Origin of the sequence: Blastococcus carthaginiensis (assembly GCF_030731085.1) — a bacterium.
In the GTDB taxonomy this organism is placed as follows: Bacteria; Actinomycetota; Actinomycetes; order Mycobacteriales; family Geodermatophilaceae; genus Blastococcus; species Blastococcus carthaginiensis.
In genome coordinates, this window is sequence record NZ_JASNFN010000027.1 from 24,799 (window position 1) to 47,463 (window position 22,665).

Below are 22,665 nucleotides of genomic sequence, written 5' to 3' on the forward strand. Positions count from 1 at the left end.
GGCCCGGGGGCGGCAGGTCACCCGATCAGCTGCCGAACGCCTCCCGCCAGGCCGGCATGAGCGAGCTGCGCACCCATTCGAGGTAGGGCTCCTGCTGGTCGCCGCCGATCTGCACGAGGGCCAGGTGGGTGAAGCCCGCGTCGGCGTAGGCCTTGGCCCCCTCGATCACGGCATCGACGTCGTCCCCGCACGGGATGGACCCGGCGACGTCGTCGGGCGTGACGAACTGGCTGGCCGCGTCGAACGCGGCGGTCCCCGGCAGCTCGGCGTTCACCTTCCAGCCCAGCCCGAACCAGCGGAAGAGGCTGTGCGCCCGCTGCACCGCGGCGTCCTCGTCGGTGCCGAAGCTGATCGGCATCTGGCCGACCTTCGGCTTGCCGGCACCGCCGGCGGCCTCGAACTGCTCCACGAGCTCGCTCATCGGGTCGGTGGCGACGAGGACGTCGGCGAGCTCGCCGGCGATCGTGGCCGCCTGCTTCCCGCCCGCCGCGAAGCCGATGGGCACCCGCTTCTCCGGCAGGTCCCAGAGCTTGGCCGACTCGACGTCGAAGTGCTCGCCGCGGAAGTTGGTGTAGCCCTCGCCGTCGAACAGGTCGCGGATGATCTGCAGGGCCTCCACGATCCGCTCGTGCCGCACGTCGGCGCCGGGCCACCCGCCGCCGACCACGTGCTCGCTGAGGTTCTCCCCCGCGCCGATGCCCAGGGTGAAGCGCCCCTCGGAGAGGATCTGCAGCGTCGCGGCCTGCTGCGCCACGACCGCCGGGTGGTACCGGAAGGTCGGGCAGGTCACGTACGTCATCAGCGGGATCCGGCTGGTCGCCTGCGCGGCCGCCCCCAGCGTCACCCACGCGTTCGGCGAGTGGCCCATCTCGTCCAGCCACGGGAAGTAGTGGTCGCTGCTGACGGCGAAGTCGAACCCGACCTCCTCGGCACCCACCACGTGGCGGACCAGGTCCCTCGGTCCGGCCTGCTCGGTCATCATCGTGTAGCCCAGCTGCATCGCCATGCCGCGCGGCTACCCGGGCGCCCCGGGGCGTCAACCCTCAGACGCGCTCGGCCCGCAGCGCCTCCCGGACCTTGATCTTCCCGCCGGTCCGCAGCAGCGCCCCGGCGTAGACCCGCCCGCCCAGGCGCACGATCAACGCGATGGCGGCCAGCATCAGCACCACGGCCAGCCCGACCTCCCACAGGGCGACCTGGCCCGCGGCCTGGCGCACCGGCATGACCAGCGGCGACAGCCCCGGCAGGTAGGAGGTCACCCGGGCCAGGCCGCCGGCGGGGTCGGAGGCGGCCTGGATGCCGACGAAGAACGCGACGATGAGCACCATGGACGTCGGCATGAGCACCGTGGCCAGGTCCTCCTGCCGGCTCACCAGCGAGGCCGCCACCGCGAACACCGCGGCGTAGAAGGCGTAGCCCAGCAGGAACCAGGCGATCACCGTGAGCACGGTGCCGATCAGCTCCCCCGGCACCTCGACGACGTCGAAGGCGAGCACGCCCGCGACGCCGACGACGCCGATCAGCACCATCTGGCCCAGGGCCAGCACCCCGAGGCCGAGGATCTTGCCGGCGAGCAGCTGCCAGGGGCGCATCGTCGCCAGCAGCAGCTCGACGACCCGGCTGGCCTTCTCCTCCACCACGCCCTGGGCGATGAACTGGCCGAACAGGATCAGCAGGCTGTAGAGCAGGACGACGCCGATGATCGCGGTGACGATCCGCTGGCCGTCGGCCGCGGCGCCGGTGTCCAGCGAGGTGACCGCCACCTCGGGCACGTCCAGACCGGTCAGCCCGGCGTCGGCGAGCTGCTGGGCGACCGCGAGCTGGCCGACCGCCCCCTGCACGACCGCCTCCAGGGAGCCGCCGGCGGACTCACGGACCAGCAGCTCGGGGTCGGTGCCGGCCACGAGGGCGCCATCGACGTCCTCGGCGTCCACCGCTGCGCGCGCGGCGTCCTCGTCGGCCAGCTCCACCACGGTGACGTCGACGTCCAGCGCCTCCCCCTGGGCCTCCAGGGCGGCGGTCACGGAGGCGTCCCCGCCGACGACACCGACGCGCGTCTCCTCGCCGCCGGAGCTCACGACCACCTGGAACGCCATCGCGCCGACGATCGCGACCAGGATGACGATCGAGCTGATGATGAAGCTCTTGTCCCGGATGCGGGTGGAGAGCTCCCGCGTCGCGACCAGCCGGATCTTCGCGGTGCTGCTCAGGGTGCGGAGCTCGGTCACGCGGCCACCTCCTGCGGCTGGGCGACGGCCTCGCGGAACAGCTCGACGAGGCTGGGCTCGCGCCAGGCGAAGTGGGTGACCCGCCCGGTGCGGACGGCGGCGCCGAGGACCGCCTGGTCGTCACCACCGGCCCCGAGGTCGAGCAGCGTGTCGCCGGCGGACTCCGAGACCACCCGCACGCCGGGCAGCGCGGCCGCCCAGCCCGGCGGGGCGTCGGGGACGACGACGCGGAGCACCCGGCCCGCCTCGCGCCGGCGGAGCTCCTCGACGGTGCCGGTGGCGACCATGCGGCCGCGGGCGAGGATGCCGACCGAGTCGCAGAGCCGCTCCACCAGGTCCAGCTGGTGGCTGGAGAAGACGACGGGGACGCCGGTGCGCACCTGCTCGAGGAGCGCCTCAGCCAGGGAGTCGACGCCGACCGGGTCGAGGCCGGAGAAGGGCTCGTCGAGGATCAGCACCTCGGGGCGGCTCACCAGCGCGGCCGCCAGCTGCACCCGCTGCTGGTTCCCCAGCGACAGCTTCTCGACCGGGTCGCCGCGGCGGTCACCGAGGCCCAGCCGCCCCACCCACTCCTCCGCCGCCTTCGCCGCGGGGGCGGCGTCCATGCCGTGCAGCCGGGCGAAGTAGGTGACCTGCTCGCCGACCTTCATCTTCGGGTAGAGACCGCGCTCCTCCGGCATGTAGCCGATCCTGCTGCGGGTCACCTGGTCCAGCGGGCGCCCCTGCCAGCGCACCTCGCCGGCGTCCGCCCGCACGAGGCCCATGGCGATGCGCATCGTCGTCGTCTTGCCGGCGCCGTTGGAGCCGCAGAACCCGAACATCGATCCGGGCGCGACCGTGAAGCCGACACCGTCGAGCACGCGGATGCTCCCGAAGCTCTTGCGCAGCCCGTCGAACTCGAGCACCTGTTCCTCCTGCCCTCGCGTGTTCCTGCCCGAGACCGTATCGGGGCTCACGATCACGTCGGGGCAGGTGAGGTGCCCGAGTACCGGAAGTTCACCTCGCGGCCGGCGCCCCGGTGCGGTGTCATCGGTGGATGAGCGAGCGCGACGGCGTGGCCCGGCCGCCGGCCGGGGTGGGCCTGGAACAGCTGCGGTCGGCCGCGGCCGGGTGCCGGGCCTGCGAGCTGTGGCAGGACACCACCCAGACGGTGTTCGGGGAGGGACCCGAGACCGCCCGGGTGGTCTTCGTGGGCGAGCAGCCGGGCGACCAGGAGGACCGGAAGGGCGAGCCGTTCGTCGGCCCCGCGGGCCGGCTGCTGGACAAGGCCCTGACCGACGCCGGCATCGACCGGCGGGACAGCTACGTCACGAACTCGGTGAAGCACTTCTCGCACACCGTGAAGGGCAAGCGGCGGATCCACCAGACGCCCCGGCCCGAGCACCTGCGGGCCTGCCGGCCGTGGCTGGAGGCGGAGTTCGCCGTCCTGCAGCCCGAGGTCGTCGTGGCCCTGGGCGCGACGGCGGCCAAGGGGCTGATCTCCCCGTCGTTCCGGATCACCCGCGACCACGGGCAGCTGCTCCCCTGGACCCCGCCCGGGGCACCGGCGCCGGCGGAGGACGACGACGAGGACGCGCCCCACCAGACCTGGATCCTCGCGACCACGCACCCCTCGGCGATCCTGCGCACGCCCGACGAGGCGCGCGCCGCCGCCTACGACGCCCTGGTCGCCGACCTGCGCACCGTCGCCGGGGCGCTGGCCTGACCCGGGTGTTCGCTGTCAGACGACCGGCATCGATCCGTCGTGGATCGTGCCGACCCGGTCGAGCAACTCGCTCATCTGCTCGCCGCCCATCGGCCGGGCGTAGTGGTAGCCCTGCGCGATGTCACAGCCGAGGTCGCGCAGCGCAGCCACGTGCTCGGCGCCCTCGACGCCCTCGGCGACCACGGTCAGCCCCAGGTTGTGGCCCAGGTCGACCGCGGTTCGCACCAGCACGGCATCGTGGGCGGTCGAGATCATGCCCAGCACGAACGAGCGGTCGATCTTCAGCTCGTCGACCGGCAGCCGCCGCAGGTGCGCCATGGAGGTGTAGCCGGTGCCGAAGTCGTCGATCGACAGCTTCACGCCCAGGTCGTGCAGGCGCTGCAGGACCTCCATGGACCGGGCGGCGTCGCCCATGACCGCGCTCTCGGTCACCTCGAGCCGCAGCAGCTCGGCCGGTACCCGGTGCGCGGTCAGCAGCCGCCGGACCAGTTCGGGCAGCCCCACGTCGAGCAGGCAGCGGGTGGACAGGTTCACCGCGACGGGGACGCCGTGGCCGGCGTCCATCCAGCAGCGCATCTGGGCAAGTGCCAGATCCAGCACGTGCTCGGTCAGCCGCAGGATGATGCCGGTGCCCTCGGCGGCCGGGATGAAGTCGTCGGGCGGGATGAGGCCGTGGACGGGATGGCGCCACCGCAGCAGCGCCTCCAGTCCCTCGATGCGCTCGCCGTCCAAGGTGTACTTGGGCTGGTAGTTCAGGAACAGCTCGCCGGCGCCCTCCAGCGCCCGCCTCAAGTCGCCCAGGACCGTCAGCCGCGACGGGGCGGTGACGTGCTCCTCGGGCTCGAAGATCACCGCGCCGGACTTGAACTCCTTGGCGACGTACATCGCGATGTCGGCGTTGCGCAGCAGCACCTCGGTGTCGGTGCCGTGCCACGGGGAGACGACGATGCCGATGCTGGCCTCCACGTCGACGGCCACGCCGTCGACGTCGAAGGGCCGGTGCAGCGCCTCGCGCAGCCGCTCGGCCACCTGCTCGGCCTCACCGGCCCCATCCACGAGGGGCAGCAGGACGGTGAACTCGTCCCCGCCGAGGCGGGCGACGGTGTCACCCTCCCGCAGCACCGACTCCAGTCGGGGCCCCACCTGGCAGAGCAACCTGTCACCGAAGGAGTGGCCGAGGGTGTCGTTGATCTCCTTGAAGCGGTCCAGATCGATCAGGAACAGGGCGACTTCGCCGTCCGAGCGGCTGGCCGCGGCCAGGGCCTGGTCGAGACGGTCGCGCAGCAGCTCCCAGTTGGGCAGGCCGGTGAGGGCGTCGTGCGTGGCCTGGTGGCGGTCGCGCTCGGCGGAGCTCCGCAGGTCCTCGGTCTGGCGGCGCAGCTTCTTCGACGCCGACGCGATCAGGCGGAAGACGACGAGGTAGAAGACCGTCAGGGAGGCGACGAGGGCGATCGTCATGGTCCGCACGTCCGCTGCGACCGCGGCGGCGACGGGCGCGTAGGGCAGGTAGAGCTCGATCACCCCGTCCGGTGAGTCCGCACCGTCGTACTGCATCGGCACGTAGACCTCGAGCAGCTGGTGCGCGCCGTCCTCGCTCGTGGCGCTGTCGTCGGCGGAGTGCGCGAAGCCCGAGACGACGTAGCCGTCGAGCGCGGCGCCCAGCTCACCGGAACCCGATGTCTCGCCCACGAGCTCCGGGTTTTCGGAGTGGTAGACGATCGTGCGGTCGCGGTTGAAGATCTTGAGCTCGATCGGGTCGAACGCGGCGAGCGAGAGCCCCGCCGTGCCGAACTCCTCGGCGGCGTCGTCGAGGGCGTCCTCCACGTCCGCCAGGCGGTCGGCCTCGAAACCCTCGGCGAGGTCGGCGGGCGTGAACTGCGGCTGGAGCCCCAGTCGCACCGCCATCAGGGCCGCGTCCTCCGCCTGCTGGCGGGCGCGGTTCTCGATCGCCGTGCTCAGCACGGAGGAGAGCACCGCCCCCACCGCGAACGTGAGCAGCAGGCTGACCGCACCGAAGCGTGCGAGGAGGCTGGTGCCCCGTAGCCGGTGGAGAAGCCTCATGCCACCGACGATCGGTTCACACGCCGCCGCGCTTGAGGCGTGCCTCACCTCGCCCCCCCACGGGGTGAGGGCGCAGGTCGGCGTTTCCGCTCACTCACCGCCGCGGACGACTGCGCCTCCCGCCGCTGCTCCGACTCTCACCCCATCCCGCTACTGGGGAGTAGGGCCGGGCAGGATCGGATATGAACGCCGGAGGTCCGGCCGGCCTCGCCACTCTCGGGGGCGGGCGAGCCCGGCCGGACACCCGGCGGGTCAGCCGGTCCGGTCGACGGCCGACCGCGAGGCGCGGAACAGCCAGAACGAGGGCACCAGCAGCGCGACGGCGACCATCGCGAGCACCACCACGACGCCGCCGGAGACCATCGCGAACGAGACGCCCGCGGCGCTGGCCAGGCCACCGGCGCGCAGGTCACCCAGCCGGGGGCCGCCGGTGACCACGACGATGAAGACGCCCTGCATGCGGCCGCGCATCTCCTCGGGCGCCGCCGTCTGCAGCATCGCGCTGCGCAGCACCGCGCTCACCATGTCGCCCGCGCCCGCGACGGCCAGGCACAGGACCGCCAGCCACAGCGTCGGGGCGAGGCCGAAGCCGATGATCGCCACGCCCCACACCGCGATCGAGACGATCACCACCGCGCCCTGCCGGTCCACCTTCGACACCCAGCCCGACGTCAGCCCCATCACCAGCGCGCCGATCGAGATGCCCGCGAACAGCCAGCCCAGGCTGTTGGGCGAGTCGGCGTACCGGGTCTCCGACAGCTCGGGGAACACCGCCTGCGGCCAGGCGAACAGCATCGCGATGATGTCGACGACGAAGGTCATGAGCAGCACGGGCTGGGTGCGCAGGAACGCGAAGCCCTCCCAGACCCCGTGCACGGCGGCACCCAGCCGCAGCTTCCCGGCGTCCCGTCCCGGCGGCAGCGGCGGCAGCCCGCGCAGCAGCACGGCGGCGACCACGAAACCGACGGCGTCGATGGCGTAGGCGGTGGACAGCGACCCGAGCCCGATCAGCAGCCCCGCGACCAGCGGGCCCACGATCACGCCGATCTGCCGGACGGTCATGGCGAGCGCGTTCGCGGCGGGGACGCCCGCCGTGCCGACCAGCGCGGGGATGACGGCGTAGCGCGTCGGCGAGTTGACCGCGGTGAAGGCGGAGACCGCGGCGGTCAGGACCCACAGCAGGACCAGGTTCCCGCCGCCGGGGAGCAGCGCCTGCGCCGCGAGCAGCGCGCTGGTCACCGCCGCACCGACCGAGGTGACCACCAGCAGCCGCCGGCGGTCCATGGCGTCCGCGATCGCGCCGCCGAGGAGCCCGAAGACGATGAGCGGGACCAGCGCGACGATCGACGTCACGCCGACCATGAACGACGAGCCGGTCAGCAGGTAGACCTGGAAGGGGACGGCCACCAGCGTCATCTGCTGACCGATCGTGGTGGTGGCGATGCCCCAGAACAGCCGCCGGTAGCGGGGGTCGCGCAGCGGGGTGGTGTCGATCGCCCAGCCCCGCCGGCGCACCCGCTCGGGGACCGGCTCCTCGACCGGCGCCCCGCCTTCGAGCGGGTCGACCGGCTGGCTCACGGCGCGAGCCGCTGGACGACCCAGCCGCCGCCTTCGGCGGTGTCGCGGACGAACCGCAGCCGGTCGTGCAGCCGGTCGGCCCCGCCCTGCCAGAACTCCACGCGCTCGGGCACCACCCGGTAGCCGCCCCACACCTCGGGGCGGGGCACCGGGCCCTCGGGCGTCTGCTCGTCCAGCAGCCGCACGCGCTCCTCGAGCTCCTGCCGGGAGTCGACGACGGTCGACTGCACCGAGGCGACCGCCGCCAGCTGCGAGCCGCGCGGCCGCGGGTCCCACAGCCCGTCGGACGCGGCGTCACCGATCCGCTCCACCCGCCCGGCCACCCGCACCTGCCGCTGCAGCGCGTGCCACGGGAACACGAGGGCGGCACGCGGGTTCACCGCCAGCTGCGCGCCCTTGGCCGAGGCGTAGCTGGTCCCGAAGACGATGCCGCCGGCGTCGTAGCCCTTCATGAGCACGATGCGGGCGTCCGGCGCCCCGTCGGCGTCGGCGGTCGCCACCACGACGGCGTTGGGCTCGGGGACCGACGCTGCGACGGCGTCGGTGAACCAGCGGTCGAACTGCTCGACCCAGGACGGGGCGAGCTCGTCCTCGCGCAGCCGCCCGAGGGTGTAGTCGTTGCGCATGCGGGTCAGGTCGGGCACGCCGCCATGCTGACACCGGGGCCGCCGGACGGCTCGGGAGGGCGCCCGCACCGCCCCCCGTGTGCCGGGACGGGCCGGACGGCCTAGGGTCGGCAGGCAATCGTGCGCCGGTTCCTGCGCGCACGTGGGTCCGCGCGCAGAGGAGCTTGCGAGATGGCCGACGACTTCGTACCCGGCCTCGAAGGCATCATCGCCTTCGAGACCGAGATCGCCGAACCGGACAAGGACGGCGGTGCGCTCCGCTACCGCGGGGTCGACATCGAGGACCTGGTCGGCAAGGTCACCTTCGGCAACGTCTGGGCACTGCTGGTCGACGGCAAGTTCGGTCCCGGGCTGCCGCCGGCGGAGCCGTTCCCCATCCCGGTGCACAGCGGCGACGTGCGCGTCGACGTCCAGGCCGCCCTGGCGATGCTGGCCCCGTTCTGGGGGTACCGCCCGCTGCTGGACATCAGCGCCGAGGAGGCGCGCGACCAGCTGGCCCGCGCCGCGGTCATGGCGCTGTCCTACGTCGCCCAGTCCGCCCGCGGCATCGGCGTCCCCGCCGTGCCGCAGAGCCGGATCGACGAGGCCGCGACCATCGTCGAGCGGTTCATGGTGCGCTGGCGCGGCGAGCCCGACCCCCGCCACGTGGCCGCGGTCGACGCCTACTGGACCTCCGCCGCCGAGCACGGCATGAACGCCTCGACGTTCACCGCGCGCGTCATCGCCTCCACCGGTGCCGACGTCGCCGCCGCCATGTCCGGCGCGATCGGCGCGATGTCCGGCCCGCTGCACGGCGGCGCCCCCTCCCGGGTGCTGCACATGCTCGACGACGTCGAGAAGACCGGGAACGCCGAGAAGTACGTGAAGGACCTGCTCGACCGCAAGGAGCGGTTGATGGGCTTCGGCCACCGGGTCTACCGCGCCGAGGACCCCCGCGCCCGCGTGCTCCGCCGCTCCGCCCAGGAGCTCGGCGCCCCGCGCTTCGAGGCCGCCCTCGCCCTGGAGAACGCCGCCCTCAAGGAGCTGCGCGAGCGGCGTCCCGACCGGCCGGTCGAGACAAACGTGGAGTTCTGGGCGGCCATCGTCCTGGACTTCGCCGAGGTCCCCAGCCACATGTTCACCTCGATGTTCACCTGCGCCCGCACCGCCGGCTGGTGCGCGCACATCCTCGAGCAGAAGAACACCGGCCGCCTGGTGCGCCCCTCGGCCCGCTACATCGGGCCCGAGCCGCGCAAGCCCGAGGCCGTCGAGGGCTGGGACACCATCAACACGAAGGCCGCCCAGCTGGCCTGAGGCACGCCCGGCGCAGCCCCGTCGCACGTGCGCGGCGGGGCTGCGCCGGGGCTCCGTAGCGCACCGTCGAGAGGCCCTCCCCGGCATGACCCCCACCATCCCCGCCGCGCTCCTCCCGGCCGACGGCCGGTTCGGGAGCGGGCCGTCCAAGGTGCGCCCCGAGGCCTTGCGCGCCCTGGCCGGCGCGGGAGCCGCGGTCATGGGCACCTCGCACCGCCAGGCACCGGTGAAGGCCCTGGTGCGCCGGATCCGGGAGGGGCTGACCCAGCTGTTCGACCTCCCCGACGGCTACGAGGTGGTGCTCGGCAACGGCGGGACGAACGCGTTCTGGGACGCCGCCCTGTTCGGCCTGATCCGCGACCGCGCCGCCCTCGGCAGCTACGGGGAGTTCTCCGCCAGGTTCGCCGCCGCGGCGCGGGACGCACCGTTCCTCGGGGAGCCGGTGGTCGTCACGGCCGAGCCCGGCTCGCTCGCGCTGCCGGCCGCCACCCGGGGCGTCGACGCCTACGCCTGGGTGCACAACGAGACCTCCACCGGGGTCATGGCCCCCATCTCGCGCCCCAGTGGCACCGAGGACGCCCTGGTGCTCGTCGACGCGACCTCCGGCGCCGGCGGCCTCCCGGTCGACGTCTCGCAGACCGACGTCTACTACTTCGCCCCGCAGAAGTCCTTCGCCTCCGACGGCGGGCTCTGGGTGGCGCTGATGTCGGCCGACGCGCTGCAGCGGATCGCCGAGCTCAAGGCCTCGGGCCGCTGGGTGCCCGCCTTCCTCGACCTGTCGATCGCCGTCGAGAACTCGGCGAGGGACCAGACGTACAACACCCCGGCCGTCGCCACGCTGTTCCTGCTGGCCGACCAGATCGACTGGCTGCTCTCCCTCGGGGGCCTGTCGGCCGCCGTCGAGCGCACCCGCGAGTCCTCGTCGCGGCTCTACGGCTGGGCGGAGCGGTCGGCGTACGCCACGCCCTTCGTCGCCGACCGGGAGCACCGCAGCTACGTCGTGGGCACCGTCGACTTCGCCGACTCCGTCGACGCCGCGGCGCTGGCGGCGACGCTGCGCGCCCACGGCATCGTCGACGTCGAGCCCTACCGCCGGCTCGGCCGCAACCAGCTGCGCGTCGGCATGTTCCCCGCGGTCGACCCGGACGACGTGCAGGCGCTGACGGCCTGCATCGACTACGTGGTGGAGCGCCTGTAGGGACGGCGCCCCTGGGCCCCTGCGGGGGGTGGAGCCGGTCGGGAGCCGACCGGGCGTCGTGCACGATGTGTCGGTGGAGGTGGATGTGGGGCCCGGTGTGCCTGCGGGCGCCGACGGTGGCGATCCTTTCGCCGCCGGCGGGGAGGCCGGCCGGCTGATGGCCGCCTTCGACTGGGCCGCCACCCCGGTCGGGCCGGTCGAGAGCTGGCCGGCCAGTCTGCGCTTCGCCGTCCGGACCGTGCTGGTGTCGAAGTTCCCCATGGTCCTGACCTGGGGGCCGGAGTACATCCAGTTCTACAACGACGCCTACGCGCCCTTCATCGGCGCCAAGCACCCGGCGATCGGCGAGGACATCCGCCAGACCCTCGCCGAGGGCTGGGACGCGCTCGGCCCCCCGGTCGAGCGGGCGATGGCCACGTGCGAGGCCTCCTGGCTGCCGGGGCTGCTGCTGCTGCTCGAGCGCGCCGGCTACCGGGAGGAGACGTACTTCACCGTCTCCCATGCGCCGGCGTTCGGGGACGACGGCCGGGTGGCCGGGATGCACGGCGTCTGCACCGAGGTCACGGGGCAGATCATCGGTGAGCGCCGGCAGCGGCTCCTCCACGACCTGGCGACGGTCGGATCCCAGCTCGGGGACGAGCAGGAGACGGTGGCGGCGATGTGCGCCGCCCTGGCCGCCGACTCCTTGGACCTGCCGTTCGCCGCCGTGTACCTCGCCTCCCCCGGCGAACCCGGGTTCCGCCGCGTCGCCGCGGTGGGATGCGACGCGAGGCTGCTGCCGGAGACGGCGGAGACCGACGCCGAGCTCACCGGGATCGTCGACCGGCTGGACGTGACCGGCGGCCCGTTCGGTGACCGCGTCACCGAGGCCGTCGTCCTCCCGCTCACCGCCACGCGGGACGGCGAGCCGCTCGGCCTGCTCCTCGCGGGCACCAGCCCCAACCTCGCGCTCGACGTGGAGTACCGGTCCTTCTACGAGCTCGTGGCCGGGCAGTTCGCCGGCGTGGTCGTCAACATCCGAGCCTTCGAGGTCGAGCGGTCGCGGGCGGAGTCCCTGGCCGAGCTGGACCGCGCCAAGACGACGTTCTTCGCCGACGTCAGCCACGAGCTGCGCACGCCGCTGACCCTGCTGCTGGGCCCGCTCCGCGACGTGCTCGACGACCCCGACGCCGCGTTGACCGCGGACGTGCGGGAGCAGGTCGCCCTCGCCGTGCGCAACGGCCAGCGGCTGCGACGCCTGGTCGACGACCTGCTCGACTTCGCCGGCATCGAGGCCGGGCGGGCCACCCCGGTGCGGGTGGCGACCGATGTGGCCACCTTCACCGCCGAGCTGACCGGCATCTTCCGGTCGACCGCCGAGCGGGCCGGGCTGCGGCTGACCGTCGACTGCCCGCCGCTGGGGCGTCCCGCCCACGTGGACCCGCGGATGTGGGAGAAGATCGTCGTCAACCTCCTCGCCAACGCGGTGAAGTACACCTTCGTGGGCGGGATCGACGTCGCCCTCCGCGGCGTGGACGACCGCTTCGTGCTCACCGTCGCCGACACCGGTGTGGGCATCGTCGCCGAGGAGCTCCCCCAGCTCTTCCAGCGCTTCCACCGCGTCGCCGGGGCCGCCGCCCGCACCCGTGAGGGCACCGGTATCGGCCTGGCCCTGGTGCAGGAGCTCACCGCGCTGCACGGGGGCACCGTCACGGTGACCAGCGAGCCGGGGCAGGGCAGCACGTTCACCGTCTCCCTGCCGTTCGGCGAGCCCGACGCCGCCGCCGACGTTCCCGCGGCCGCCCCCTCCGACGCCGCCCGCGGCGAGGCCGAGGGCTGGGAGCAGCAGGGCGCACGCCCGGCGGGCCGGCCGGCCGGCGCCCCGGATGCGCCCGGCGTGCTGGTCGTCGACGACAACGCCGACATGCGCAGCTACCTCACCCGCCTGCTGCAGCCCTACTGGGCGGTGCGCACGGCCGCCGACGGCGCGGAAGCGCTCGCCGCGGTGGCCGAGCGGCGCCCGGCCCTGGTGCTGACCGACGTGATGATGCCCCGGGTCGACGGGTTCGAGCTGCTGCGGGCGCTGCGCGCGGACCCGGCCACCCGCGACGTCCCGGTGATCATGCTGACCGCCCGCGCCGGGCAGGAGGCGTCGGTCGAGGGGCTGGAGGCCGGCGCCGACGACTACCTGGCCAAGCCCTTCCGCGCCGCGGAGCTGCTCGCCCGCGTGCGGGTGGCGATGGAGCGGGCCGCCGGTCACGCCGTGGCCCCCGCTGGTGCGCGCGACCTCGCCCCGCCCCGGCCGGCGACCTCACCGCTGCCGGCCCCGCTGGTCTCCACCCACGTCGAGCGGCCCGGGCACGGCAGCGAGCCCGTGCCTGCTCCCCGTGCCGGCGACTCCTCCGGCGCCCGCTCCCGGGCGCACTGGCGGCTGCCGTCGGAGCTCTCCTCCATCCCCGTGGTGCGCCGGCGGCTCCGCGCGCTGCTGGCCGACGCCGGCATCGGCCCGGACCAGTCCTACGACCTGCTCCTGGCCGCCTGCGAGGCGGCCAGCAACGCGATCGAGCACGCCCAGGACCCCATCGAGCCCGTCGTCGAGGTGACCGCGGTCGTCGAGGGCGGCGCCGTGGAGATCACGGTCCGCGACCACGGCCAGTGGCGGGAACGGGTGCCGAGCATGGACCGCGGCCGCGGCTCCACGCTGATGAGCGCGGTCGCCGAGGTCACCGCCGTCCCCAGCCCCGAGGGGACGACGGTCCGGATCCGGGCCGCACTGCGGCCGGCCGCCTGACCCGCCAGTACTCACGTGCTCGCTCGGCTGCCCACCTGTTGCCGCACAGGCTGAGCAGGGGGCCCGTCAGCGCAGTCTTCCTATCCCTGTTCGGGACGCCTGGCAGGCGTGAAAATGTGGTTGGGCTGCTCGCCGACGTCGGTTCCCCGCCTGGGACACGATCCCGTAGCGCAGTCTGACGCTGGGGCCTGGACCCGAAGGGTCGCGCACTGTGCTTCGAGCACGCCGGTCAGATTCTCGATTGCCTGACCGGGCCCCGCGGGCAGCCCGCCTTGCTGGTCGAGGAGCGCGGAGGGCGGTGTCAGGAATGCAGGAACCCCAGGAGATCCACGACGAGGAGCACGAACAGCTCATCGAGCGGGTTGCGGCGATCGATGTGGCCAAGGCGTCAGGGATGGTGTGCACCCGCGTGCCACACCCGTCGGTGGCCAAGCGACGTCTCACGCGGGTGTGGGAAGTCAAGGCGACCACCCAGTCGATCATGGAGTTGGCCGACCAGCTGGCCGAGGCGCGGATCGAGCGGGTCACCGTGGAGTCGACCTCGGATTACTGGCGGGGGTTCTTCTTCCTGCTCGAGGCCCGCGGCCTGGACGTGATGCTGGTCAACGCCCGGGAGGTGAAGAACGTCCCGGGCCGGCCCAAGACCGACAAGCTGGACGCGGTCTGGCTGGCCAAGCTCACCGAACGAGGCATGCTGCGGCCCTCATTCGTGCCTCCGACCGAGATCCGGGTGCTGCGTGACTACACCCGGCTGCGCACCGATCTGACCGTCGAGCGGACCCGGCACTGGTCTCGGCTGGAGAAACTCCTCGAAGACGCCCTCATCAAGATCACTACCGTGGCCAGCCGGATCGACGGGGTCTCGGTGCGGGAGATGATCGAGGCGCTGATCGCCGGCCAACGCGACCCGCGCGTGCTGGCCGGATTTGCCCGCGGCCGGATGCGGATGAAGCACACCGCCCTGGTCGAGGCGCTCACCGGGCGGTTCGATGATCACCACGGCGAGCTGGCTCGGATGCTGCTGGATCAGATCGATGCGCTCAACGCCCAGATCGAGCGGCTGACCACCCGCATCGATGAACTGATCGAGGCGATCCCGGCCGCCCGCGCACCGGCCGGTCCCTCCGGCGGCGAACCCGCCGGCTCCGAACCCGCCGGCGACCAACCGCGGTCGGCGCTCGACCGCCTCGATGAGATCCCCGGCCTGGCCCGCCGCGGCGCCCAGGTGATCCTGGCCGAGATCGGGCTGAACATGGCTCAGTTCCCGACCGCCGGACACCTGGTCTCCTGGGCCCGGCTCTGCCCGCGCACCATCCAGTCCGGACCGACCACCCGCGCCGGACGCACCGGAAAGGGCAACCCCTACCTCAAAGGCGTCCTCGGCGAGATGGCGACCGCCGCGGCCAAGACCAATACCTTCCTCGGCGAGCGCTACCGGCGGCTGGTCAAGCGCCGCGGCAAGCTCAAGGCCCTCGTCGCGGTCGCACGCTCCATCCTGGTGATCATCTGGCACCTGCTCGCCGACCCGATGCTGCGCTACCGCGACCTCGGCGCGGACTACCACAGCCTCCGCATCGACAAGGGACGCAAGACCCGCGACCACCTCCGCGGCCTGGAAGCACTCGGCTACACCGTCACCCTCACCCAAGCCGCCTAACCAGCAACCACTCCAGCCGACCCCGGAACACATGCCCGAGGGTCAACTGAAGCGCGCCGTCGTGGCCCCGTTGTGGTGGCTATTTTCCGGTCAGCAGCCAGGTGTCCTTGCCCACGAGGGCGGCGCCGCCCACCCGGGTCAGCGCCAGCGGGAGCGCGGTCGTGGTGCGCCCGGCGACGGAGAACACCCGGAGCTCCACCGGCCGGGGACGCAGGCACCCGTCGACCAGCGCCGGCGCGGTCGAGGGGACCAGCGGCTCGCGGGCGACGAACCGGTGCGGGGCGGCGGCGATCTCGGCCCGCAGCGCGGCCAGCTCGTCCGCCGAGCAGGCCGGCCCCTGCACGACGCGCCGACCGCCGTACCCGGCGACGGACTCCACCTCGAGCTCGTGCAGCCGGCCGGCGACCTCGGCCCACGCATCCGGGTCGGCCAGCACCCAGGTCCGCGCCGAGGCCAGCAGCGGCTCCTCGCCGAGGTAGAAGCGGATCATGGCCGACACCCAGGCGTAGCCGGCCGCGTCGTCGGCCACCCCGTTGCCGGGCACGTTGGCCAGCCCGAGCCGTCCGGCCCGCACCGCCTCGGTCAGCGCCAGGTCCAGCGGGACCCCCGCCCCGGTCGGGTAGGCGCCGAGCAACGCGTCGTCGAAGCGCCGGTAGAGGACGTCGACGGGCACGCGGCCGCCGTCGACGGCAGCCTCCACTCCCCCGTCGCTGCGCGGCCACAGGTCGCCGGCGCGCACCAGCGGGGCGTCGAGCGCCTCGGCGAGGACCCGGTGCTCGAACCAGGCGCCGTCGCTCTCCCCCTGGGTGAGCACGGCGGTGCGCGGTCGGCCGGGCACGCCGGGCGGCGCCGCGTCGGCCAGCGCGCCGGCCAGCAGCGGGACGGCGTCGGCGGGGTCGCGGAGCCGGTCGCCGGCGCCGGCGACCAGCTGCGGCAGCACCGCGCGGGCGCTCTCCCGGTCGGCCAGGGCGTAGCCGATGCCCGCGGGCGTGCGCAGGTGGTCGCGGACCACGGCCCAGCGCCCGTCCGCCGTCCGGACGAGATCGGCCGCGGCGACGGTCGCGCGCGGCTGGCCCGGCCAGGCGCGGGAGACCGCCTCGGGGTCGCGGCCGGGGCCGTGCGCCACCGCCCACTCGGGCACGGCGCCGGCCCGGACGATCTCCGCGGCGCGGTCGGCGTCGCCGCGCCGGCGCCCGGCCGGGCGGTAGGCGTCGGCGAGGAAGGCGTTCAGCGCCCGGTGCCGCTGCGCCGTGCCCGCCGACACCGCCCGCCAGGCACCGGCGTCGAGCAGCCGCGGCACCGGGTCCAGGGGCACCGGCCGCAGCTGCTGCCGGCCGTCCACCCAGGTCCCGACGACGACGCCGCGCTCCTGCCGCCGCCGCGCCAGTTCCTCCTCCGCGGCCACCAGCCCCGCCGCACCCAGCCGCTCCAGGGCAGCGACCGGCCCGGCCCACCCGTCGCGCAGCCGGCCGTCGGCACCGACGGCCTCGTCGGTGCGGTCGGTGGGGTAGCCGGCGAAGAGTTCCCCGCTCACAGCCACCGATCGAACCAGGCGGCGAGCCGCTCGCCCAGTTCCACCAGGTGCTCGCGTCCCACGATCGCGTGACCCTCGCCGGGGAAGAGCAGCAGGTCGGCGCGGGCGCCGCGGGCCTGCAGCGCCTGGTGCGCCTGCACCGACTCGGCCACCGGCACGTTGGTGTCGCGGTCCCCGTGGGTCAGCAGCACCGGGGCGGTGAGCCGGTCCAGGGCCGTCATCGGCGAGAGGGCGGCCAGCATGTCGCGGTCGGCCACGGGGTCGCCGTACTCGGTCACCGAGGCCGCGGCCATCCACGGCTCGGTGCCGGCGAAGAAGGTGCGCAGGTCGCTCATGCCCGCCAGCGAGGTGCCGGCGGCGAAGAGGTCGGGCCAGCGGGTGAGCGCGACCAGCGTCAGGTACCCGCCGTAGGACCAGCCGTGCGCGCCGACCCGGCCGGGCGCGGCGATGCCCGCGGTCACCAGTTCGTCCACCGTCGTCCGGACGTCGGCGAACGACGACTCGCGCGCCGGCCCGTCGTCGGCGGTCATGAAGGCTCGCCCGAACCCGCCCGAACCCCGCACGTTGGGGGCGAAGACGGTCAGCCCGGCGGCCACCATGCTCTGCGTGATCGGCGACCAGTTCGGCCGCGCCTGCCCCTCGGGCCCGCCGTGGAAGCTGACGACCGTGCGGTTGGGGCCGCGGCTGCCCTCGGGGACGTACAGCCAGCCCGAGAGCCGGACGCCGTCGGGGGCGAGGTACTCGTGCCGCACCGGCTCGACCAGCCCCGGCACCTCCGGCCGCGGGGGCGAGCAGGGCAGCGGCTCGGCGGCGGCGCCGTCCAGCGGCACCCGCCACAGCGCCCGGGGGGCCCGGGGCCCGGAGAGCTCGGCGACGAGCGCGTCGCCGTCGGGCGCCGTCGCCCAGCCGGAGAGCACCGGCTCGGGCAGCGCGATCCGCCGCACCACCGCACCGTCGGAGCGCGCGTGCAGCCACAGCTCGCTGACCCCGTCGGCGTTCCACACCGCGAGGACGGTGCCGTCGGCGCGCACCGCGTACCCGTCGAGATCGGCGTCGGCGCGCTGCAGGACGATCCGGCCGCGCCCCGGTACCCCGTCGTCGTCGAGCGGGACGGCGACCAGGCCGGCGCGGTCGGCCCCGGGCGGGCCGGGCAGCGCCGCACGCACGTGCACGGTGGCGCCGCCGTCGGTGAACCGGCCGTCCTCCGAGGCGATCCCGCCGGGGGCGTCGAGCGGGACCACCCGCCGCTGGATGCCGGTCGCGACGTCGATGACGACGATGTGCCGGTAGGCGCGCGGACCGCGCCGGGCCAGGACGGTGCGCCCGTCGGCGGAGACCGCGGTGACGGCGAGGAAGCCGCCGGAGGCCAGCGTCCGCTGCTCGCCGGTGACCACGTCGACCAGCACCACGTCGGCGTCGGGCCCGGAGCCCTGGGCGATCGAGCACGCGTAGTGCCGCGGCCCCACCCAGCACCCGGCGAAGACCGTCGCCCGCGGGTCGGCACCGGCCACCAGCCGGCGCCCCGAGCCGTCGGGGCGGACGACGTGCAGTTCGGCGCAGATAGAACCGCCGGGGCTGACCAGGTAGGCCAGCCGCTCGCCGTCGGGCGACCAGGAGACCGAGATGACCTCCTGGTCCGCCGCGGACACCTGGACCGGCGGCGTCCGCCCGTCCAGCGCGGCCACCTCCAGCCGGGGCAGCCCGGAGCGGTCGGTGACGGAGGCGACGCGGCGTCCGTCGGGGGCCGGGGCGGGGCACCAGGTGGCGGTGGCACCGGCGATGCCGGCGACGGCGCGGCGGACCGCGGCCGGCAGCGCCTCCGGGGGTGCGAGCGCCGCCAGGGCGGGGCAGCCCGCGGGCGCGGCCGTCCACTGCTGGGTCACGGGGCTGGCCATCGCTCCTCCTCGGCTCGGTGCGGTGCCGCCGGCGAGCCCCCCACTCTGGCGGGGGCAGGTTCCGGGCACGTGTCAGCGCTGTCATCGGCGTGGGTCGGGCCCGTCCGCACCCCCCGCCGGGGGGACCGCGACCGGCTCGCGGCGCGGCGCGCCACGCCGGGGCGCCTGCGTGCCGCGCACCGCCGCTCCGGATAGCCTCGGAGACCGGGGTCTCGTCCGGGCCCGCCGCGCCGGCTGCAGGAGGTCGCCCATGCGCACGCTGCGCCTCGTGGCACTCTCCGACGACGGGAGGAGCCTCGTCCTCGTCGCCGACAGCCCCGACCACCCCGAGGGTGAGCGCTTCGAGCTCCCGATCGACGAGCGCGTGCGCGCCGCCGCCCGGGGGGACGCGCGTCGGCTCACCCAGATCGACGTTGACCTCGGCACCGAGTTGCCGCCCCGGGTGATCCAGCAACGCATCCGCGCCGGCGAGACGCCCGAGCAGGTCGCCGCCGCCACCGGCGCCCGGGTGGAGCGCATCATGCGCTTCGCGCACCCCGTGCTGCAGGAGCGCGAGCGCGTGGCCACGCAGGCCCGCGAGGCGCGCGTCCGGCTCACCGAGGGTGCGCCGGGTGTCGTGCTCCAGCAGTTCATGGTCGAGCGGCTGCGGCTCATCGACACCGACATCGACGCCGTCCGGTGGGATGCCTTCCGCGACGAGGACGGCACCTGGGTGGTCACCGGCGAGTGGCGCGCGGGCGCGAAGTCCGGCACCGCCCGGTGGAACTTCGACCTCCCCTCGCGCACCGTCGCGCCGCACGACGCCGCGACGACGGACTTCGCCGAGGGCACCCGCCTGGTGCGCGTCGTCCCCGAGGTGCCGGCCGGCCAGCCCGCCGCGGCGCCCCGCGCCCGCCCCGTGTCGGTGGTGCGCAGCCCCGAGCCACCGCCCGCCCCCGCCGCGGCGGAGGACGTGCACGTGCGCGACGTGCACGCCCCCGACGGCAGCCCGGCCGACGACGAGTCGATGGCCGCCCTGCTGGACGAGGTCGCCGAGCACGACACCGTGGTGCTCGGCCGCGGTGGCGACGGCACCGACGACGACGAGGACCCGCGCGCCCGCATCCCGGCCTGGGAGGACATCGTCTTCGGGGTCCGCCGCAACCGCTGACCGGGTGCGCGTGGAACACGCCGCGCGGCTGGGTAGTTGACCGGGCATGAGTGCTTCGGTGTCGATGCCGCTGGGCGGCGTGCAGGTCGGGTCCTACGACAGCTACGAGCAGGCCCAGGCCGCCGTCGACCACCTCTCCGACGAGAAGTTCGCGGTCGAGAACGTGACCATCATCGGGACCGACCTGCGCATGGTCGAGACGGTGACGGGCCGCATGACGATGGGCCGCGCGCTCGCCGCCGGCGCGGCGGCCGGTGCGTGGTGGGGTCTGTTCGTCGGCCTCCTGCTGGGCATCTTCGCCCCCGACGGCACCGGCTGGATCGGTTCGGTGCTCACCGGCCTGCTGATCGGTCTGGCCTTCGGGGCTGCGTTCGGCGGGATGGGCTACGCCGCCACCCGCGGCCGGCGCGACTTCACCAGCACCAGCAAGATCACCGCGAGCCGCTACGATCTGATGTGCCACCCGGCGCACGCCGAGCAGGCCCGCGCCATGCTCGCCCGCTTCTCGCTGCGCGGCTAGCGGTCGGTCAGCGGAGGCTCGCGAACGCGACCGCCGCCGCGGCGGCCACGCCGAGGGAGTCCACCCCGCTGCGCATCGGGATCCGGGCGCGCACCCGCGCGGCCGCCTGCGCCTCCGGAGTGAGCCCGGGCCCCTCGGCCCCGAGCAGCATCGCCGTGCGCGGGTGCGCGCGGGGGTCGACGTCGGCCAGGTCGACGGCGTCGGCCGCGGGAGTGAGCGCGACGGTGAGGTAGCCGGCGTCGTGCAGCCGGTCGAGGCCGACCGGCCAGCCGGGCAGCACGGCGAACGGCAGGGACAGCACGTGCCCCATCGAGACCCGCACCGACCGGCGGTAGAGCGGGTCGGCGCAGCGCGGGTCCAGCAGCAGGCCGTCCACGCCCAGGGCCACCGCCGAGCGGGCGATCGAGCCGAGGTTCTCGGCGTCGTTGAGCGCCTCGAGCACGGCCAGCCGCCGCGGCGCCGCCGGGTCCGGCCCGGTGAGCAGCCCGTCCAGGTCGGCCGGTGGACGGCGGTCGGCCGAGGCGACGACGCCGCGGGTCAGGCGGAACCCGATGACCTCTGACAGCACCCACTTGTCCGCCTCGTAGGCCGGCACGTCGTCGGGCAGGCCCAGCGCCGCCACCCGCCCGGGCACCCCGAGCACCGCCCGCACCCGGTACGGGGAGGCGAGCAGCCGCTGCACCGCGGGGACGCCCTCCACGATCACCGGCCCGGTACCGCGCGGGGTGCCCGCGGGCCGGTCACCGGCCTTGAGGTCGCGGAAGTCGGCCACGCGCGGGTCGGTCGGGTCGGTGATGATCTCGGGCACCCGGCGATTCTGCCCGCCGCCCCCGCCGCGACGACGCACCAGACCGGCGACCCCGTTGACGGGCGAGCTCGAACTCATCTAGCGTTGAGTTCATCACTCGTTGAGTTCCCGGGGGGCGCCGTGAACGCCGTCACCGTCACCGATCTCGTCGTCGACCGCGGGAAGCGCCGGGTGCTCGACGGCCTCTCCTTCACCGTGCCGCCGGGGCAGGTCACCGGCCTGCTCGGCCCGAGCGGCAGCGGGAAGTCCACGCTCCTGCGGGCCGTCGTGGGGGTGCAGGTGGTCCGCTCCGGCGGAGTGACCGTCCTCGGGGAGCCCGCCGGCTCCCCCGCCCTCCGCAGCCGGGTCGGGTACGTGACCCAGGCGCCCAGCGTCTACGCCGACCTCACCGTGCGCGAGAACGCCCGCTACTTCGCCGCCCTGTACGGCCGCGGGGCGAAGGAGGCCGACGCCGCCCTCGCCGCCGTCGGCCTCGCCGGTGCCGCCGGGCAGCTGGTCGAGAACCTCTCCGGCGGGCAGCGCGGCCGGGCCTCGCTGGCCTGCGCGCTGGTGGGCGACCCGGAGGTGCTGGTGCTCGACGAGCCCACCGTCGGCCTGGACCCGGTGCTCCGGGTGGAGCTCTGGGCGAGGTTCCACGCCCTGGCCGCCGCCGGCGCGACGCTGCTCGTCTCCAGCCACGTCATGGACGAGGCGGCGCGCTGCGACCGGCTCCTCCTGCTGCGCGACGGCGCCCTGCTGGCCGACGCCACGCCGGCGGAGGTCCGCGCCGAGGCGGGCACCGACGACCTGGAGGACGCGTTCCTCCGGCTGATCCGCGCCCGCGAGGAGGTGGCGGCGTGACCACCGCGACGCCGAGACGCGCCCCGAGCCGGCTGAGCCCCCGGCTCACGGCCGCGACGACCGGCCGGGTGCTGCGCCAGCTGCGGCACGATCACCGCACGATCGCGATGCTGCTCGTGCTGCCGAGCCTGCTGCTCGGCCTGCTCCACCTGCTGTGGGCGGACCTGCCGAGCGCGCCCGGGCAGCCCGGCACCTTCGACCGCGTCGGCCTCGCGATGCTCGGCGTCTTCCCCTTCGTCGTGATGTTCCTGGTCACCAGCATCGCCATGCTGCGCGAACGCACGTCCGGCACGCTCGAGCGGCTGCTCACCACGCCGCTGTCCCGGCTGGACCTGCTGCTGGGCTACGGGACGGCGTTCGGGCTGGCCGCCGCCGTGCAGGCGGTGGTGACGGTGACCGTGGCGGTCACCCTCTACGACCTCGACATCGCCGGACCGCTGGGGCTCGTCGTCCTCATCGCCGTCGCCGACGCCGCCCTCGGCGTGGCCCTGGGCCTGCTGGCCAGCGCCTTCGCGCGCAGCGAGTTCCAGGCCGTGCAGTTCATGCCGGTGATCGTGCTGCCGCAGTTCTTCCTGTGCGGCCTGCTCGTGCCGCGCGAGCAGATGGCCGGCTGGCTGCAGGCGATCAGCGACGTCCTGCCGCTGACCTACGCGGTCGAGGCGCTGCAGGAGGTCGGCAGCTCCCCCGAGGCGACCGGCAGGATGTGGGCCGACGTCGGCATCGTGGCCGGCGCCGCGCTGCTCGCCCTCGCGCTGGCGGCGGCGACCCTGCGGAGGAGGACCGACTGAGCAGCCCACGCAGC

The 22,665-nt window shown here is 74.6% G+C and carries 18 protein-coding genes; 9 read left to right on the plus strand and 9 right to left on the minus strand.

Annotated features, from left to right (window positions below):
- Positions 1–25 precede the first annotated feature (25 nt).
- The 3 genes from QOZ88_RS18380 to QOZ88_RS18390 are packed head-to-tail and all read right to left on the minus strand — an operon-like array spanning position 26 to position 3,133.
- Positions 26–1,006: a TIGR03557 family F420-dependent LLM class oxidoreductase gene (locus tag QOZ88_RS18380; RefSeq protein ID WP_306001164.1), complete on the minus strand. Its 981-nt coding sequence runs from the start codon at positions 1,004–1,006 to the stop codon at positions 26–28.
- A gap of 37 nt (positions 1,007–1,043) precedes the next feature.
- A complete protein-coding gene (locus QOZ88_RS18385) occupies positions 1,044–2,228 on the minus strand; it encodes an ABC transporter permease (protein ID WP_306001165.1) in 1,185 nt (394 codons plus the stop codon).
- Positions 2,225–3,133, minus strand: a complete 909-nt coding sequence (locus tag QOZ88_RS18390; RefSeq protein WP_306001166.1) for an ABC transporter ATP-binding protein — start codon at positions 3,131–3,133, stop codon at positions 2,225–2,227. Before QOZ88_RS18390 ends, QOZ88_RS18385 begins: the two co-directional genes overlap by 4 nt.
- 131 nt (positions 3,134–3,264) lie before the next feature.
- Between QOZ88_RS18390 and QOZ88_RS18395 the strand changes: the two genes are divergently transcribed.
- Complete coding sequence (locus QOZ88_RS18395) at positions 3,265–3,933, plus strand: UdgX family uracil-DNA binding protein (protein ID WP_306001167.1); 669 nt, start codon at positions 3,265–3,267, stop codon at positions 3,931–3,933.
- Between the two features lie 15 nt (positions 3,934–3,948).
- On the opposite strand, the gene QOZ88_RS18400 is transcribed toward QOZ88_RS18395, so the two are convergent.
- The 3 genes from QOZ88_RS18400 to pdxH all read right to left on the minus strand — a co-directional run bounded on the left by QOZ88_RS18400 (position 3,949) and on the right by pdxH (position 8,216).
- A complete protein-coding gene (locus tag QOZ88_RS18400) occupies positions 3,949–5,994 on the minus strand; it encodes a putative bifunctional diguanylate cyclase/phosphodiesterase (protein ID WP_306001168.1) in 2,046 nt (681 codons plus the stop codon).
- Between the two features lie 252 nt (positions 5,995–6,246).
- Positions 6,247–7,572, minus strand: a complete 1,326-nt coding sequence (locus tag QOZ88_RS18405; RefSeq protein ID WP_306001169.1) for an MFS transporter — start codon at positions 7,570–7,572, stop codon at positions 6,247–6,249.
- On the minus strand, positions 7,569–8,216 hold the full coding sequence (gene pdxH / locus QOZ88_RS18410) for a pyridoxamine 5'-phosphate oxidase (protein ID WP_306001170.1): 648 nt from the start codon (positions 8,214–8,216) through the stop codon (positions 7,569–7,571). Before pdxH ends, QOZ88_RS18405 begins: the two co-directional genes overlap by 4 nt.
- 153 nt (positions 8,217–8,369) lie before the next feature.
- On the opposite strand from pdxH, the gene QOZ88_RS18415 reads away from it, so the two are divergent.
- The 4 genes from QOZ88_RS18415 to QOZ88_RS18430 all read left to right on the plus strand — a co-directional run bounded on the left by QOZ88_RS18415 (position 8,370) and on the right by QOZ88_RS18430 (position 15,116).
- Positions 8,370–9,491 (plus strand): citrate synthase 2, encoded by a 1,122-nt coding sequence (locus QOZ88_RS18415; protein WP_306001171.1) that lies wholly within the window; start codon positions 8,370–8,372, stop codon positions 9,489–9,491.
- An 85-nt stretch (positions 9,492–9,576) separates the two neighbouring features.
- Positions 9,577–10,689 (plus strand): phosphoserine transaminase, encoded by a 1,113-nt coding sequence (gene serC, locus QOZ88_RS18420; protein ID WP_306001172.1) that lies wholly within the window; start codon positions 9,577–9,579, stop codon positions 10,687–10,689.
- A 73-nt stretch (positions 10,690–10,762) separates the two neighbouring features.
- The gene (locus tag QOZ88_RS18425; RefSeq protein WP_306001173.1) at positions 10,763–13,459 is read left to right on the plus strand and encodes an ATP-binding protein; all 2,697 of its coding nucleotides are present in this window, start codon (positions 10,763–10,765) and stop codon (positions 13,457–13,459) included.
- Positions 13,460–13,670: 211 nt separating this feature from the next.
- Entirely contained in the window at positions 13,671–15,116 is a 1,446-nt protein-coding gene (locus tag QOZ88_RS18430; protein ID WP_306001174.1) for an IS110 family RNA-guided transposase, read from the plus strand.
- 79 nt (positions 15,117–15,195) lie between these two features.
- On the opposite strand, the gene QOZ88_RS18435 is transcribed toward QOZ88_RS18430, so the two are convergent.
- Together QOZ88_RS18435 and QOZ88_RS18440 are read right to left on the minus strand one after the other, a co-directional pair.
- Positions 15,196–16,650, minus strand: coding sequence for a circularly permuted type 2 ATP-grasp protein (locus QOZ88_RS18435; RefSeq protein WP_306001175.1), 1,455 nt, complete (start codon positions 16,648–16,650; stop codon positions 15,196–15,198).
- Positions 16,647–18,545, minus strand: a complete 1,899-nt coding sequence (locus QOZ88_RS18440) for a prolyl oligopeptidase family serine peptidase (RefSeq protein WP_306001176.1) — start codon at positions 18,543–18,545, stop codon at positions 16,647–16,649. Before QOZ88_RS18440 ends, QOZ88_RS18435 begins: the two co-directional genes overlap by 4 nt.
- Positions 18,546–18,795: 250 nt before the next feature.
- On the opposite strand from QOZ88_RS18440, the gene sepH reads away from it, so the two are divergent.
- On the plus strand, positions 18,796–19,695 hold the full coding sequence (sepH, locus tag QOZ88_RS18445) for a septation protein SepH (RefSeq protein WP_306001177.1): 900 nt from the start codon (positions 18,796–18,798) through the stop codon (positions 19,693–19,695).
- A 46-nt stretch (positions 19,696–19,741) separates the two neighbouring features.
- The gene (locus tag QOZ88_RS18450) at positions 19,742–20,215 is read left to right on the plus strand and encodes a general stress protein (protein WP_306001178.1); all 474 of its coding nucleotides are present in this window, start codon (positions 19,742–19,744) and stop codon (positions 20,213–20,215) included.
- A 7-nt stretch (positions 20,216–20,222) separates the two neighbouring features.
- Here QOZ88_RS18450 and QOZ88_RS18455 read toward each other — a convergent pair whose 3' ends face one another.
- Complete coding sequence (locus QOZ88_RS18455) at positions 20,223–21,023, minus strand: TrmH family RNA methyltransferase (protein WP_306001179.1); 801 nt, start codon at positions 21,021–21,023, stop codon at positions 20,223–20,225.
- Positions 21,024–21,143: 120 nt separating this feature from the next.
- On the opposite strand from QOZ88_RS18455, the gene QOZ88_RS18460 reads away from it, so the two are divergent.
- The gene (locus QOZ88_RS18460; protein WP_306001180.1) at positions 21,144–21,863 is read left to right on the plus strand and encodes an ABC transporter ATP-binding protein; all 720 of its coding nucleotides are present in this window, start codon (positions 21,144–21,146) and stop codon (positions 21,861–21,863) included.
- Complete coding sequence (locus QOZ88_RS18465) at positions 21,860–22,651, plus strand: ABC transporter permease (RefSeq protein ID WP_306001181.1); 792 nt, start codon at positions 21,860–21,862, stop codon at positions 22,649–22,651. Before QOZ88_RS18460 ends, QOZ88_RS18465 begins: the two co-directional genes overlap by 4 nt.
- Positions 22,652–22,665: the final 14 nt, after the last annotated feature.

Coding starts and splice junctions, on each gene's coding strand:
- QOZ88_RS18380 (WP_306001164.1), bottom strand. CDS start 1,006: ATGGCGATGCAGCTGGGCTACACGATGATGACCGAGCAGGCCGGACCG.
- QOZ88_RS18395 (WP_306001167.1), top strand. CDS start 3,265: ATGAGCGAGCGCGACGGCGTGGCCCGGCCGCCGGCCGGGGTGGGCCTG.
- QOZ88_RS18400 (WP_306001168.1), bottom strand. CDS start 5,994: ATGAGGCTTCTCCACCGGCTACGGGGCACCAGCCTCCTCGCACGCTTC.
- QOZ88_RS18415 (WP_306001171.1), top strand. CDS start 8,370: ATGGCCGACGACTTCGTACCCGGCCTCGAAGGCATCATCGCCTTCGAG.
- serC (WP_306001172.1), top strand. CDS start 9,577: ATGACCCCCACCATCCCCGCCGCGCTCCTCCCGGCCGACGGCCGGTTC.
- QOZ88_RS18440 (WP_306001176.1), bottom strand. CDS start 18,545: ATGGCCAGCCCCGTGACCCAGCAGTGGACGGCCGCGCCCGCGGGCTGC.
- sepH (WP_306001177.1), top strand. CDS start 18,796: ATGCGCACGCTGCGCCTCGTGGCACTCTCCGACGACGGGAGGAGCCTC.
- QOZ88_RS18450 (WP_306001178.1), top strand. CDS start 19,742: ATGAGTGCTTCGGTGTCGATGCCGCTGGGCGGCGTGCAGGTCGGGTCC.